This window comes from Williamwhitmania taraxaci, from assembly GCF_900096565.1.
Lineage (GTDB): Bacteria > Bacteroidota > Bacteroidia > Bacteroidales > Williamwhitmaniaceae > Williamwhitmania > Williamwhitmania taraxaci.
The window spans coordinates 712-16,771 of the sequence record NZ_FMYP01000076.1 but is presented as its reverse complement, the minus strand read 5'-3'; the positions used below and the strand labels follow the sequence as shown (position 1 = coordinate 16,771).

The 16,060-nt window shown below is 45.8% G+C and carries 11 protein-coding genes and 1 riboswitch; all 11 genes read left to right on the top strand.

Annotated elements, in window-relative coordinates; genetic code table 11:
• Positions 1 to 283 (top strand): hypothetical protein (locus BLS65_RS15100; RefSeq protein ID WP_212590570.1); only part of this gene is annotated, 283 nt, incomplete at its 5' end.
• A gap of 12 nt (positions 284 to 295) precedes the next feature.
• Positions 296 to 1,045, top strand: coding sequence for an ATP-binding protein (locus tag BLS65_RS15095; RefSeq protein ID WP_092440489.1), 750 nt, complete (start codon positions 296 to 298; stop codon positions 1,043 to 1,045).
• 160 nt (positions 1,046 to 1,205) lie between these two features.
• A complete protein-coding gene (purL, locus tag BLS65_RS15090) occupies positions 1,206 to 4,904 on the top strand; it encodes a phosphoribosylformylglycinamidine synthase (RefSeq protein WP_092440487.1) in 3,699 nt (1,232 codons plus the stop codon).
• Between the two features lie 211 nt (positions 4,905 to 5,115).
• Complete coding sequence (locus tag BLS65_RS15085) at positions 5,116 to 6,459, top strand: phosphomannomutase/phosphoglucomutase (RefSeq protein ID WP_092440485.1); 1,344 nt, start codon at positions 5,116 to 5,118, stop codon at positions 6,457 to 6,459.
• Between the two features lie 101 nt (positions 6,460 to 6,560).
• Positions 6,561 to 8,111 (top strand): methyl-accepting chemotaxis protein, encoded by a 1,551-nt coding sequence (locus BLS65_RS15080; protein ID WP_092440483.1) that lies wholly within the window; start codon positions 6,561 to 6,563, stop codon positions 8,109 to 8,111.
• A gap of 95 nt (positions 8,112 to 8,206) precedes the next feature.
• Positions 8,207 to 8,390, top strand: a riboswitch (cobalamin riboswitch).
• Positions 8,391 to 8,407: 17 nt separating this feature from the next.
• Positions 8,408 to 9,553: an ABC transporter substrate-binding protein gene (locus BLS65_RS15075; protein ID WP_092440481.1), complete on the top strand. Its 1,146-nt coding sequence runs from the start codon at positions 8,408 to 8,410 to the stop codon at positions 9,551 to 9,553.
• Positions 9,550 to 10,566 carry an iron ABC transporter permease gene (locus BLS65_RS15070; RefSeq protein ID WP_092440479.1) on the top strand — a complete coding sequence of 339 codons (1,017 nt, stop codon included), beginning with the start codon at positions 9,550 to 9,552 and terminating at the stop codon, positions 10,564 to 10,566. The genes BLS65_RS15075 and BLS65_RS15070 overlap by 4 nt, the downstream gene beginning before the upstream one ends.
• A 14-nt stretch (positions 10,567 to 10,580) precedes the next feature.
• Complete coding sequence (locus BLS65_RS15065; protein WP_092440477.1) at positions 10,581 to 11,588, top strand: ABC transporter ATP-binding protein; 1,008 nt, start codon at positions 10,581 to 10,583, stop codon at positions 11,586 to 11,588.
• A gap of 612 nt (positions 11,589 to 12,200) precedes the next feature.
• Positions 12,201 to 13,343: a CD0519/CD1768 family membrane protein gene (locus tag BLS65_RS15060; protein ID WP_092440475.1), complete on the top strand. Its 1,143-nt coding sequence runs from the start codon at positions 12,201 to 12,203 to the stop codon at positions 13,341 to 13,343.
• Positions 13,344 to 13,452: 109 nt separating this feature from the next.
• A complete protein-coding gene (locus BLS65_RS15055; protein WP_092440473.1) occupies positions 13,453 to 15,597 on the top strand; it encodes a Tex family protein in 2,145 nt (714 codons plus the stop codon).
• A 265-nt stretch (positions 15,598 to 15,862) separates the two neighbouring features.
• A complete protein-coding gene (locus BLS65_RS15050) occupies positions 15,863 to 16,054 on the top strand; it encodes a hypothetical protein (protein WP_092440471.1) in 192 nt (63 codons plus the stop codon).
• The last annotated feature ends 6 nt before the right edge of the window (positions 16,055 to 16,060 follow it).

Below are 16,060 nucleotides of genomic sequence, written 5' to 3'. Positions count from 1 at the left end.
TGTCAACAGGATAATGAGAGGCGTGTCAACGAAGTATCTACAGAACTATTCGAATTGGTTTGTCGCGGTAGAAAGGGCAAAGAAGGAGAAATCCTCACCGGAAAAGGTAGGCCGGCAGCTGTTGAAACGCTACCAAGCATGGGATCTATTTACAAACATTGAAGCGCATTACAAGAGTTTCATACAAGCCTACTCAGAGCGCACCTACCGATGTCCAGTGAAACGGTCGTGGAAGTCGCAAAATTGGAATAGTGGAGTAATTCAGGTTAGTGCAGCATTTTAATGCTAACAAAATATTATCAACAACATTTTTTTAGATTACAGCCTAGCTAATTTGATTGGTAACTCACTAAAGTTTACTCCTGATGGTTATGTGGAATGGGGATATACTAAAGAGGAAGGCTACTTACAGTTCTATGTGCGCGATACAGGTATTGGGATAGAAACTGCGTTGCACCACCGAATCTTTGATCGTTTTTCTCAGGATGGACAATCGCTTCCGAATAAAGGTGGAGGGGTAGGTTTGGGCTTGGCTATTTGCAAAGCACTCGTAGAGATGTTTGGCGGAAAGATTTGGTTGAGTTCAGAAGTCAATGGTGGAACAACCTTTTATTTCACCATTCCGATAGAGTATAAAGCAGATAAGATTGGTACGGAAAATGTTGGCATATTACCCAATTGGTCCGGAAAACTGATTCTAATTGTTGATAAACATCCAGCATCTGCAACGGAATTACTCCATTTGATTAAACCCACTTTGGCTGTAATTACCATAGCTAAGACACTTAAAGAGGCTATTCGGAATTGCTTTCCAGCAAATCACTATAATACTATTCTTTTTAATGTAGATGATTTTGATCTCGACAGTCCTGGTTTTGATGAATTTTTAATCCGGTGTGCGGGTAAAACGCCCATGATTGCCTATGGCAGAAGCCTTGACGAGGAGGCATTCGCCATACTGCAGGCGAAGGGTTTCGTTTTCTGGCTGAAATCCCCCGTAGAGTCAGAGCTACTTGTTGCCGCTATTCGACGCTTTATCAACTAGATGGTGACCTGTTTATTGTGGTGCTAGTGTTTGTATTATAGACATATGTGAGATTTGTGGGCGATATATTGTTTGTCCTGTTGACAAAAAACGTTGGGTAATCCTACCCTTTTTACTAAATTTGCCCGCATTATGCCACACGCTAAACCTGTATCTCCCAATGGTTAATTTCTTCACTAAAGATGGTGGGGTCGTATTCGCGGTAGAATCCACGATCGCCCCTTCGCCTCACGACATAGCCAAGTTGGTTTGGCTCTTCGACAAAGCCGAGTATCTTTCTTCAGAAAGGGTGCCCGGCTTTTTTGTTGGACCTCGAAAGGAAATGGTTACTCCCTGGAGCACAAATGCGGTTGAAATTACCCAGAATATGGGCGTTGATGGAATCATCCGTATCGAGGAGTTCTTTCAAGTGGAGGATGAGCAAGCACGCTTCGACCCAATGCTTCAACGCTTATACCGAGAACTTGGGCAGCAGCTGTTTACCATCAATAAATTGCCCGAGACTATTAAGTATATCGATAGCATTAGCGAATATAACAAGAGCGAAGGACTGGCCCTTTCGCCTGAGGAGGTTGACTACCTTGAGCAGCTGAGCACAAAGCTGGATAGGAAGCTCACCGATAGCGAAGTGTTTGGTTTTAGCCAGGTAAACTCGGAGCATTGCCGCCACAAGATATTCAATGGTGTTTTCATTATAGATGGGGTCGAAAAGCCAAGCACGCTCTTTGCGCTCATAAAAAAAACATCCAAAGAGAATCCAAATCGCATCGTTTCGGCCTATAAGGATAACGTTGCCTTTGTCGGAGGACCCATTGTTGAGCAGTTTGCCCCAGCCAGTCAGAATAAACCTGATTTCTTTGAGGTAAAGAACTATGAAAGTGTAATTTCATTAAAAGCCGAAACCCATAATTTCCCTACTACCGTTGAGCCATTCAATGGTGCCGCAACTGGCACAGGTGGCGAGATTCGCGATCGCATGGCAGGAGGAAAGGGAAGTCTTCCTATTGCCGGAACAGCGGTTTACATGACCTCCTATCCTCGTTCGGAGGTTGGGAAACCATGGGAAGAGAATATTGAGCCGCGCAAGTGGCTTTACCAAACGCCAGCTGAGATTTTAATAAAAGCCTCCAATGGTGCCAGCGATTTCGGAAACAAGTTTGGCCAACCCCTTATTTGTGGGAGTTTACTAACCTTCGAACACGTTGAGAAGCAAAAGCATTTTGGTTTCGATAAGGTAATTATGCTAGCCGGTGGTGTTGGTTATGGTAAGCGAGCCGATAGCCTAAAGGATATTCCGGTAAAAGGCCAAAGTTTGGTCGTTATGGGTGGCGATAACTACCGAATTGGTATGGGCGGAAGCGCTGTATCGTCCGTGGCAACTGGCCAGTTTTCCAATGCCATTGAGTTGAATGCTGTTCAGCGCTCCAACCCCGAAATGCAAAAGCGGGTATGTAATGCCATTCGAGCTATGGTGGAACTCGATAAAAACCCCATTGTATCCATTCACGATCACGGTGCTGGAGGCCACTTAAATTGCCTCTCGGAGTTGGTTGAAGCCACTGGCGGTAATATTGATATCTCAAAGTTACCTGTTGGTGATCAAACGCTTTCGGCCCGCGAAATAGTGGGTAATGAATCGCAAGAGCGAATGGGCCTCGTGCTCAACAAACAGGATGTTAAGTTGCTTCGGGAGATATCCGAGCGCGAGCGGGCACCCATGTATGTTGTGGGCGAAACTACCGACAATCATCAGTTTAAATACGAGAACAGCATTACCGGTGAAAAGCCCATCGATTTGCAGGTAGAGGATATGTTTGGTAATCCACCAAAGACCATACTGAAAGACATTACCGTTGCTACAAACTTTGCCGATTTAAGCTACGATCCACAAAACGTGCTCACCTATCTGCAGAACGTGCTCACGCTAGAGGCGGTGGCATGCAAGGATTGGCTAACCAATAAGGTAGATAGATCGGTAACTGGAAAGGTTGCCAAGCAGCAGTGCTGCGGTGAAGTTCAGCTGCCCCTAAATAATGTGGGGGTTGTTGCCCTCGATTACCAAGGCGTAAAAGGTATCGCTACCTCCATTGGTCATGCCCCGGTAGCGGGAATGGTCGATGCTGCAGCCGGAAGTGTCCTCTCCATTGCCGAGGCACTTACAAACCTGGTGTGGGCTCCTGTCGAAGGGGGAATAAAGGGTGTATCGCTCAGCGCAAACTGGATGTGGCCTTCAAAGAATCCGGGTGAGGATGCCAGGCTCTATGCCGCAGTTGAGGCCGTTAGCCAATTTGCTATTGAGCTGGGGGTGAATATCCCCACAGGGAAAGATAGTCTCTCCATGACCCAGAAATACCCATCCGGTGAGGTTGTCTTTTCGCCCGGAACGGTTATCATAAGCTCTGTTGCTGAGGTTACCAACATCCGTAAGGTGGTGGAGCCAGTTATGGTTAAAAATGTAAACTATCCACTTTACTACATCGATTTTGCCGGAAATAACAATTTCGAGTTGGGTGGTAGCTCCTTTGCTCAAACATTAGGTGCGCTGGGAAACCATGTTCCTACGGTAGACAATGGAAAATACTTTGCTTCAGTTTTCAATACATTACAGGACGCAATTAAGAAGGATCTTATTGTTGCCGGTCACGATATCTCTGCCGGTGGACTGGCGGTTACTCTGCTTGAGATGTGTTTCCCGAATTCCATCAACGGTGCCAATGTAGACCTTACCGCATTTTCGGAACAAGATTTAATCAGGTTGCTATTTAGCGAAAAGCCTGCTGTAGTTGTTCAAACCGATAACGAAGCGGCCTTGGTTGAACTACTCTCCTCGAATGGCGTTACGCACTATAAGCTAGGGGCACCATCCAATAATAGAAGCCTTTCCATCGCAACGAACTCTACGCAATTGGTTTTTGATATCGACACGCTGCGTGATGTTTGGTTTCGGCCATCGTTTTTGCTCGACAAGCTGCAAACTAAGCCTGAGTTAGCCTTTGATCGATTTAAAAGCTATAAGTTTCATTCGTTAGAGTTTTCATTCCCTAAAACATTCACAGGAAAGACCCTGTGGGAGGGAATTGATCTGAAACGCAGCGTTAAGAGCGGGGTAACTGCTGCTATTATTCGCGAAAAGGGCGTCAATGGCGATCGCGAAATGGCGTGGAGCTTGCACATTGCAGGGTTCGATGTGAAGGATGTGCATATGACCGACCTGATTACAGGGAGGGAAAATCTTGAGGATGTCTCCATGATTGTGTTTGTGGGTGGATTCTCCAACTCCGACGTGCTTGGTTCGGCCAAGGGCTGGGCTGGAGCGTTTCTCTATAACCCCAAAGCGAAAGCGGCCTTGGATAAATTCTATGCTCGCCCCGATACGCTAAGTCTTGGCGTTTGCAACGGTTGTCAGCTCATGGTTGAGCTTGGCTTGATAAATCCTTCGGACGATAAGAAGCCTAAGATGCACCACAATGAGTCTGGGAAGTTTGAGTCCGCATTCCTTTCGGTAGATGTGTCGGAGTCCAACTCAATTATGCTGCAAGGGCTTGCTGGTTCTCGGTTAGGTATCTGGATTGCGCACGGAGAGGGTCGATTTTCTTTCCCATATACAATCGACAACTATATTATTCCTATTGCCTATACCGGTTGTTGCTATCCTGCAAATCCAAATGGCTCACCAGCAGGTGCAGCAGCAATTGGCTCACCCGATGGACGGCATTTAGCCATAATGCCACACCTTGAGCGTTCCATTTATCCTTGGCAGTGGGCATACTGCCCCTCCGAACATAAGCTTGATGAGGTAACACCATGGGCCATGGCATTTAGAAATGCTTTTATCTGGATATCCGCGACGAAGCGTTAGCGTTATAACGTATTGTTATTCAATGGTTCGGACAGTATTTGTTCGAACCGTTTTGTTTTTTTAGTCTCTTTAAAATATTTAGAATCTAAAGATGCTGATAGTTTCCGGTTGCAATGCTTTTTTTGTTTTTTTCAGAAACTCGCCGGTAGGAGTGTCGGATTTCTACGATTAATTATATCTTTACACCCCTTTTTTAACAAATAAAACTGCTATGGGTGCATTTCATGCCTACGATATTCGTGGAATTTACAACAGCGACTTTAACAAGGACGATGTTTATCGAATTGGGTTTTTTCTGCCGAGATTACTTGGTGTAGATAAGGTTCTTGTGGGCCGTGACGTACGTGTCTCCTCTCCTGAAATATATGAATACCTAACCAAGGGGATTACCGATGCCGGTGCCGATGTGTACTCCATTGGGATTTCGACTACTCCAATGGTTTACTATTCTACCGCTCGCTACAATTTTAAAGCTTCGGTACAGATTACCGCATCACACAACCCTAAAGAGTATAACGGATTAAAGGTTTCTCGTGAAAACGCTTTGCCAGTTGGATACGATACTGGACTTGGCGAGTTGGAAACACTTATCAAGACAGGAACAGTGGTTGTGGCTGCAAAGAAGGGCGAAATTCACCTGCTCGACGTTAAAGAGGAGTATTTGACATTCCTTAAGAAATACATTGGGGACTATTCCAACCTAAAAATGGCAATCGACTGTTCCAATGGAATGGCTGCCCTCCTGATTAAGGATATTTTAGGTGATGTTCCAAGCTATATTTACGACGAACTCGATGGCACATTTCCAAACCATGAGGCAAATCCATTGGTGCAGGAGAATGTTGTCGACCTTAAGGCTCTTGTCAAAAAAGAAAAGGCCGATATCGGGGTGATCTTTGATGGCGATGCCGACCGTGTAATGTTTGTGGACGAGAATGGTCGCTTTATTTCACCTGACCTTATAATTGCACTTCTTGGTCACTACTTTCTCGAGGAGAGAGGCATGAAGGGCGATGTGCTTATTGATATCCGAACCTCGAAAGCGGTTCCTGAATACCTGGCTCGCTTTGGTGCCCACGTGCAGATGTGGCGCGTAGGTCGTGCTTTTGCTGCGCACAAGCTACGCGAGATTGATGGTATTTACGGCGGCGAGCTGGCTGGTCACTACTACTTCAAAGAGTTTTTCTTCTCCGACTCTGGTCTCTTGGCCTGTTTGCTCGTGCTCAACGTGGTTAGCCGCATGAAGCGTGAGGGCCGATCACTGTCTCAAGTAATTGCTGGGATTGAAACCTATGCAAACTCCGGCGAACTAAACTTCCGCCTCGAGAGCAAAAAAGAGGCAATGGATGCCGTTAAGGAATACTTCGACAAGACCGAGCAGCCAACCGCATTTTTCGATTTCGATGGCTATCGAGTAGAGTTTGCCGATTGGTGGTTTAATATCCGACCTTCGAACACCGAACCATACCTAAGGTTTATTGCCGAAGCAAAAACAACAGAGATGCTGGAAGAGAAGGTAAAGGTGGTAAGAGAAATAATTGGGCGATTTAAGTAATAGTTTCTATCATACGTCAAAAAGGGGTCGGGTTTTAATCCGGCCCCTTTTATTATCGGTTGCTTTGTCCTAAATTTGATTGGATTATTAATACAGATACTATGCTAAGAAACTATCCTATTTCAGTTAGAATTGCCATGCTACTCGCAATGGTTCTGATATTCGTATTAATCGTTTCTTCGGCGTTTTGGTATGGAATGAATACCATTCGTGATCTTGGAATCCAATCTACTGAAACACGAATGCTTGATGGACAACGGGATAAAATTAAGGTGGCTACGCACTCTGTTGCCTTGTTGTTGCAAAAGTCTATTAATCCGGCACTTTCACAAAGCAAGCAAGATTCTGTGCTCCGAAACTTGGTTGATCAAATTCGATTTGAGGCCGATGAGTCGGGCTACTTTTTCATTTACAGAGGAACGGTTAACGTTGCTCTTCCTACAAAGAAAGAGCGTGTGGGGAAAGACTTGGCTGCTACTGCTGACGTAAATGGAATCCTATTTGTAAAAGAACTATTCAGACAGGCTTCCAGCGGTGGCGGATTTGTTGAGTATGTCTTTCCTAAACCAGGAAAAGGCGATGTTGCAAAAATTAGTTACTCGGAGATGATTCCTGGCACTGAAACATGGATAGGAACAGGCGTTTACGTCGATAATGTGGATGATGCGCGACAAGAGATTCGACAGAGCATTCAGTCGTTTTCATCTCGACTTTTGATTGGAATTGGAATAGGGCTGGGTTTAGTTCTTGTGTTAGTCATCATTCCATCCAGTCTGGCTATTCGCAGGAGCATTACCAAACCAATAAATGAAGCGTTAAAATCAGTAGAAAAGGTTGCCCAAGGCGACTTGACAGTCGTTTTAAACGATAACTATAATGATGAAGTGGGGATGTTGAATCGATCCTTGATGAAAATGGTGGATCAGTTAAGGGGTATTGCTGAGCAGGTTAAGAGTTCCGCTGTCTTCTTGGCCTCAAATGGCGGCGAGTTAAAATCGGCCGTGGAGCAGATGGCTCAAGGGGCAAGCGAGCAAGCTTCAGGAACGGAAGAGGTTGCTGCTTCCATGGAGCAGATGGAAGCCAATATTCGACAGGCCTCCGATAATGCCAGTCAAACAGAAAAAATGGCTGTTCAAGCCGCATTGCAGGCAACAGAAAGTGGCGAAGCGGTGCAGCAAGCAGTAGAGGTAATGCGCAGTATTGCCGATAAAATTTCTGTAGTGGAGGATATTTCACGTCAAACTAATTTGCTTGCCCTTAATGCAGCCATTGAGGCAGCTAGGGCAGGTGAGCATGGCCGTGGTTTTGCTGCCGTGGCGCAAGAGGTTAAAAAACTTGCCGAACGCGCCCAAGCCGCTTCGGCCGAAATAAATGAACTTTCAAGAAAGAGCACCGAGGTTTCCGAAAAGGCTGGTTTAATCATTCAGGGCCTTGTACCGAATATTCAGCGTACTGCTAACTTAGTTCAGGAGATATCGGCTTCGGCCAAGGAGTTGTCGGTGGGAGCCGACGAGGTAAGCAAGTCGGTAAACCAATTCGATCAGGTAGCCCAACAAAATGCTTCCTCTTCGGAAGAGATAGCCGCTACTGCCGAAAATCTATCCAAACAAGCCGACAACCTCAATGAACTAACCCAATTCTTTAAGGTATAAGGGTTAATTGCAATTTCTATTAAATTACTTGTGCAACTATTCTTATGGTTAGGATAATTGTGTCTGTTAAATATTTTCTCAGTCACAAAAAAAGCGTTCCTTTGCAGTGCATTGGTAACCGCAAGGTTATAATAGGGAATCCCGTTAAATTCGGGGGCTGTACCCGCAGCTGTAAGTCTCAAATGCCTATTGTATTACGTCACTGTTTCGGTAAATCGATAATGGGAAGACACACTAGGAGAGACGAGCCAGAAGACCTGCCATTGTTTTAATACTTTCGGGAATAAAGGTGAATAATGAAAAAACAACTCTTTTTGATTGGGGCTATCGTCCTGCTGCTATCTTCGATTTTAACCTCCTGTGGGGGTAATTCCAATTCAAATACCGACTCTGGTTTCGTTGAAGTCCCGCTTAAATATGCTCGTCTTTTTAGAGTGTTCAAAAGCCATGATGTTACACGAATCGATTTGATAAACCCTTGGGATACCGCCGTTCTACTGAAACGATACTACCTCGTTCCCAAGGATGCTGCGTCAACTAACGTTCCAGTTGATGGGGAGGTTATCGATGTTCCACTCAAACGTATGGCTTGCGCATTTGCTACTGAGATATGCTATGCCGAGCAACTTGGACTTCTCGATGCCATTGTTGGCGTTTCGGAGAAGCAGTATATTACAAATAAATATATGCTTTCGCGAATCGAGAAAGGGTTTGTGTCCGAGATTGGCCCAGCGATGGCAGTGAACCTCGAACAGTTAATAAAGATTTCTCCCGATATTTTCTTCGTCTCTCCCTTTAAGGATAATAAGTATGGTCCGGTTGAGGCTTCTGGTGTTCCCCTCGGAATCGTTTCGGCCTACTTGGAGACACACCCGTTGGGCCGAGCCGAATGGGTCAAGTTTATGGCTCTCTTTTTTGGCAAGGAGCAAGAGGCCAATAAGAATTTCTCCGAGATTGAAGTCCGTTACAAAGCGTTGGTGGCGAAAGCAAAGGAGGCTACCTTGCTTCCTACCGTGTTTGCAAGTAAACCTTACCAAGGTATATGGTATGTGTCGCCGGGAAATAGCTATATGGCACAGCTCTTTGCCGATGCGGGAGCACGCTATCTATATGCCGATCGGAAAAGCCAAGGACCTATTCCCTTCGACTTCGAAACGGTGTATAAGCAAGCGGTTCATGCCGATTTTTGGGTTGTATTAGAGAATTACCAAGGGGTGTATTCCTATCAAACTATGAAGGATGAGTATGCATCTTATGCCGACTTTGATGCCTTTAAGGCCCGTAAGGTGGTCTTCTGCAATACCAATAACACCGCCTACTACGACGAGGGGCTGCTCAGACCGGATGTTCTGCTGTCGGATCTCTTAAAAGCGTTTCACCCCGAATTGATGGAGGGCTATAATCCCGTGTATTTTGATATATTGAAGCAAGAGAAGCCATGAAAACAGGAAGATTAGCACTACTCCTAATTCTTGGGATTTTTGTTCTTACGGCGCTAAATCTGAGTCTAGGATCGGTATCTATTCCATTGAAGTGGGTGTTTGCTGCGCTTACTGGAAATGAAGACACCCCTGTAGTATATGCGAATATACTAATGAAATCGAGGTTACCGCAAACTATAACCGCAGCGTTGGCTGGTGCAGGCCTTTCAATCGCTGGTCTTTTGATGCAAACCCTCTTTCGTAATCCATTGGCAGGTCCTTCGGTTTTGGGTATTAGTTCGGGGGCAAGCCTTGGAGTAGCTGCTGTGGTGCTTTTGGCCGGAGCAGGTGGTCTTATGGGAATGTCCATTTACTACGCCTCTATAATTGCTGCTTTTGTCGGTGCTTTTGTAGTGCTTTTGCTTATTAGCTATTTTTCTGCTCGGCTCCACGATAACGCCATGCTCCTTATTATTGGTTTGATGCTCGGGTATATCACCTCTTCGTTGGTGGGTGTGCTCAATTTTTATGCAACCAGTGAGAATGTCCATTCCTATACCTTATGGGGATTAGGTTCATTCTCGGGTGTTGGATGGAGTCAGATGCCACTCTTTTCAGGGCTTATTGTTGTCGGGTTGATGATCTCACTGGGTATGCCGAAGTGGTTAAATATGCTTTTGCTCGGTGATAGATACGCCAGCAATTTAGGTTTGCGCGTGCCGCGTGCTCGCTTAGCCGTCATTATTGTGGCGGGGGTACTTACTGCGGCAGTAACGGCATTCTGCGGTCCAATAGCCTTCTTGGGTATTGCCGTACCGCAGGTTTCACGCTTTTTGGTAGGACGTAATGAGCATACCGTCTTGCTCCCCATTACATTATTAACGGGAATGTTTATTGCGCTGCTGTGTAACCTAATTGCAAGGCTACCCGGACTTGAGGGTGCTTTACCCATAAATGCAGTGACTTCATTTATGGGGGCACCTATAGTGATCTGGGTTATTTTGGATAAACGGCGCCAACGAATTACAATATAAATGGAGATGATAGTATGGAAGTAGTATTATCGGCCAAAGGCTTAACAATAGGCTATTCCAACAAGAAGGAAGGCACACTCGAAGTGCAGCGTGGCCTAAATCTTGAGTTGAGGGCAGGTGAGTTAACCTCGTTGATGGGGCAAAATGGAGTGGGGAAGTCGACTCTTATCCGCTGTCTCGCTGGGTTTTCAGATCCATTAAAGGGGGAGGTGTTGGTTCATGGAAAGCCAATAGGAAAACTATCGGAGCGGGAGATATCCAAGCTGGTATCCGTTGTGCTTACTGAAAATATCTCGCAGATAGGACTGTCGGTTTATGAGTTGGTTTCTACGGGACGATATCCCTATACGGGTTTCTTTGCCAAACTTTCGGCCGAAGATCATGCAAAAGTGGAGGAGTCGCTACAGGCAGTGGGCATGAGCTCATTTGCCGATAGAATGCTCAATGAGTTAAGCGATGGCGAACGCCAAAAGGTGATGGTGGCAAAGGCCTTAGCTCAGGAAACCCCAATCGTGATTCTCGATGAACCCACCGCATTTCTTGACCTTCCCAGTCGGATTGAACTTATGAATTTGCTGCACCAATTAGCCTCGGAGCACGAAAAGGCCGTGTTACTTTCTACTCACGACCTCGAACAGGCATTGCGCTTTTCCGATACCATCTGGCTTATCGACGGAGAAAAGAGTTTCGAGTGTGGTTCGCCTGAAGATTTGCTGCTTCAAGGTAAGCTAAAGGCGTTCTTTGGCCGCGATGGAATCATCTTCGATAACCATAGTGGAACCTTTAGGACCGAGAATCCTTTTAGTAGGGAGATTGAACTTATTGGCGATGGCCTTATCCGTCATTGGGTAGCCAATGCTCTTTACCGAAACGGGTTTACTCCGTCGATGGAACAAAACCTGCCGCTATGCATTGAGATATGCTCAGGATTTCCTACTGAATTTATTCTATCCAAACCCAACGCTGTTTCGGTAAAGATGGGAAGTGTAGCCTCTCTGATGCGGGAGCTCAGGGCGTCGTAACAGTCAACAGTCAACAGTTTTCAGTCTCCAGTATCCGGTCTACAGTCTACAGTCTAAAGTCTTCGGACTTCGGACTTCGGTCTTCGGACTTCGGACTTCGGACTTCGGTCTTCGGTCTTCGGACTTCGGTCTACAGTCTTCAGTCTTCAGTCTCCAGTATCCGGTCTACAGTCTCCAGTCTCCGGTCTACAGTCTCCGGTCTTCGGTCTCTGGTCTTCAGTCTTCAGTATCCGGTCTACAGTCTACAGTCTACAGTCTACAGTCTACAGTCTACAGTCTTCGGTCTTCAGTCTACAGTCTTCGGTCTTCGGACTTCAGTCTTCGGACTTCAGTCTTCGGACTTCAGTCTTCGGACTTCAGTCTTCGGACTTCAGTCTTCGGACTTCAGTCTTCGGACTTCAGTCTTCGGACTTCAGTCTTCGGACTTCAGTCTCCCAATGATTTTCATCATGTAGGTATTGACTTTGTTGTGTTATAAAACCTTTTTTTACATGATATTTGAAAGGTCTATTCTCTCTTTTTGACAATATTTTTATGACGCGAATTAGTCTGCGGATCAGTTGCTGATTTAACTTCCCAGAGCATTAATATTTGGTAATAAATTAAGAGAATATGTCGGGTTTCTATAAAAAATTAAAGTTTACGCACCGCAGAAGTCTAGAGGCATTGGTCTTTCTTTTCTTCTTTTTAGGTTTCTTTATCTACTTGGGCTCCGAGATGGGTACTGCTAACCTGCTGAATACACTTATGAAAACATCATGGGATTTGCTCATGAATACTGTGTTCTTCATTATGGGTATAACGGTGCTAACGGGTGCTCTTGGCAAGTTGCTTATTGAGTTTGGAGTTGTCCGATTGCTTGAGTTTTTTCTCGCTCCTTTAATGAAGCCACTTTACAACCTGCCTGGTGTTGCTTCGCTGGGCGCGCTCATGACATTCTTGTCCGATAATCCTGCAATTATAGGTTTGGCAAAGGAGAAGAATTTTAACAAATACTTTAAGCCTTACCAGATTGTATCGCTCACCAACTTTGGAACAGCCTTTGGTATGGGCCTTGTGGTTGTAACATTTATGGCCAGCATGGGGTATTTTGCTGCCGCCCTAGTTGGTCTGGCCGGCGCGGTGGTAGGATCAATTGTTTCTACTCGGCTTATGCAGCGTGCATCGCGTAAGTTACTTCCTGAGATCGACGATAATGAAGTTGGTGGCGACGAGCAACAAATTTCATTTAGGAGCGAAGGAAGTATATTCGAACGTTTCCTTAACGCTATTCTCGATGGAGGTAAAACCGGGGTCGATCTTGGTTTAGCAATTATCCCTGGCGTGTTGGTAATCTCTTCATTGGTTATGATTGTAACCTTTGGCCCTAAAGATGCTGCCGTTGGATACCAAGGGTTAGCATACGAAGGCGTAGCAGTTCTTCCTCATATAGCCGATTACTTTAGCGTTGTTTTCGATTGGCTTTTCGGATTTCAACACCCTGAACTAATTGCTTTTCCAATTACCTCACTAGGCGCAGTTGGTGCTGCTCTTTCGTTGGTTCCACGTTTTGCCAGCGAAGGTTTTATTACTGGCAACGAAATTGCTGTTTTTACCGCAATTGGAATGTGCTGGAGCGGATTCCTTAGCACTCACACTGCTATGCTTGATGCGTTAGGATATCGTAAACTTATTTCAAAGGCAATTTTAGCACATACAGTTGGCGGATTGGTCGCAGGTATTGTCGCTCACTGGTTATTTGTACTCTTCTTTTAAATAGTATACTACACCCATTTGAGGGTAATCAAAGGCATGAGCGTTGAAGTTCATGCCTTTTTTTTATCTTTGATGTTCGGTCAAACCAACGGCGTAACATTAAAGTAAAATGGCAGAACCACTTATCCGCAAACACGTAGAGTTAATTTCCGCTGATCTTTCGGTAGGGGATTGGCAGGTTGAGAATACCCTAAACCTTTTTCTTGAAGGTGCTACCGTTCCCTTTATCAGTCGTTACCGTAAGGAACGCACCGGGAGTCTCGACGAGGTGCAAATTGCCTCCATCAAGGAGCAGCATGTTAAGTATCTCGAGATTGAGAAGCGGCGGGAAACAATGCTGAAAACAATAGAGGAACTTGGTAAGCTGACTCCCGAATTAAAGGCTAAGATTTGCAGCGTGTACGATCTTGGTATTCTCGAGGATATTTATCTTCCCTACAAACCAAAGCGACGAACCAAAGCGACTATTGCCAGAGAAAAGGGGCTTGAGCCTTTGGCTACCATTATATTTAGGCAAGATCGTTTCGATCCGGCTGATAAGGCTGTTGCGTTTCTCAACGATCAGGTTCCCGATGTGGAGGAAGCCTTGCAGGGTGCTCGCGATATTATGGCCGAGTGGATTACCGAAAGCCTCAAAGCTAGGGCATCCATGCGAAAGCTATACAACCAAGAAGCGGTGATTAAATCGCATATGGTTAAAGGAAAAGAGGAGGAAGGTGCCAAGTATAAGGACTACTTCGACTTTTCGGAGCCATTGCGCCGTTGTCCTTCGCATAGGTTACTCGCTGTGCGGCGCGGACAGGATGAGGGCTTCCTTAAGATTGCTGCCGAACCCGATGAGGATAAAGCGGTGGAGATGTTGCTCGGTATTTTTATCACCGGGAATGGATTGGCAAGCGATCAGGTAGAGATGGCCGTTGAGGATAGCTACAAGCGTTTGCTGGGTCCATCCATGGAGACTGAGTGCATGGCCTTCTACAAGGAAAAGGCTGATGCCGAGGCTATCCGCGTTTTTGCCGACAACCTTCGCCAGCTGCTGCTTGCCTCCCCGCTTGGACAGAAACGGATTCTTGCTCTCGATCCAGGATTTAAAAGCGGATGTAAACTCGTATGTCTTGATGCTCAAGGGAATTTGGTGCACAACGAAAACATTTATCCCCATCCGCCCCAGAGCGAGACCTTCAACGCCATGAAGAAGGTGGAGTCGCTGGTGGATGCCTATAAGATTGAGGCGATTGCCATTGGAAATGGAACGGCCGGTCGCGAAACCGAGCACTTTATCAAGAAAATTGCTTTTCCTCGCCCCATTCAGGTTTTTGTGGTGAGCGAGGATGGCGCATCGATATACTCTGCAAGCGCCGTAGCTCGGGAGGAGTTTCCCGAATTCGATGTTACCGTTCGTGGTGCCGTATCTATTGGTCGTAGACTTATGGATCCGCTGGCCGAGCTGGTTAAGATTGATGCTAAATCGATTGGCGTTGGACAATATCAGCACGATGTGGATCAAGGTCAGCTAAAGCAAAGCCTCGATTTGGTGGTGGAAAGTAGCGTGAATATGGTGGGGGTGAATGTTAACACTGCCAGTAAGCATCTGCTCACCTACATATCCGGATTGGGTCCTCAGCTGGCACAAAACATTGTGGATTACCGTAAGCAAAACGGTCCCTTTGCCTCGCGCAAGGAGCTCAGTAAGGTGCCACGCTTGGGCGCAAAGGCATTTGAGCAATCGGCTGGTTTCCTCCGCATTCCCGATGCTAAGAATCCGCTCGACAACAGCGCGGTTCACCCCGAGAGCTACCACATTGTGGAGAAGATGGCCAAGGATAAGGGTTGTACTGTTGCTGATTTGCTGGCAAAAGAGGAGCTGCGTAAGCAAATTGAAGCCAAGAATTATGTGACGGCTGAAGTGGGATTGCCTACCCTACAGGATATTGTTAAGGAGTTGGCCAAGCCGGGTCTCGATCCACGGGCAGAGGCCAAGGTTTTTGAATTTGCCGACGGTATATACTCCATCGAACACCTTCGGGTAGGAATGGAACTGCCGGGAATTGTAACCAACATTACGGCCTTTGGTGCCTTTGTGGATGTGGGGGTGAAGCAGGATGGCTTGGTGCATATCTCTCAACTTGCTAATCGCTATATATCCAGTCCTAGCGAAGCCGTAAAGCTGCATCAGCATGTGCGGGTAAAAGTTATGGAGGTCGATCTAGGGCGTAAGCGAATACAACTCAGCATGAAGGAGCTGGAACAGTAGCACTCGATATTGGAATAGGAAACGGCTGTCTTAGGTTTAAGACAGCCGTTTTAGTTTTTACTTGATGGGCAAAGAAGTATGGGTAATCGGTTGAGGAAATGAGGTGATGCGGCGAAGAAATGGATGATGGGACAATGAGACAATATGCCAATGCGGCAATGTGCCAATTATGGGAATGGCAAGAGTTGATATGAGGATTCAATACATTGCGTATGCAATCGTAATTAATTGGGATAATTAAGAAATGGAAGGTTGTTAGAAAGAAATGAACGATTGCAGCGAAGAAATGAGCGATTGCGACAAAGAAATGAGCGATTGTGGCAAAGAAATGAGCGATTGTGGCAAAGAAATGGATGATTGCGACGAAGAAATGGATGATTGCGACGAAGAAATGAGCGATTGCGACAAAGAAATGGATAATGAAGCGAAGAAATGGATGATTGCGACAAAGAAATGAGCGATT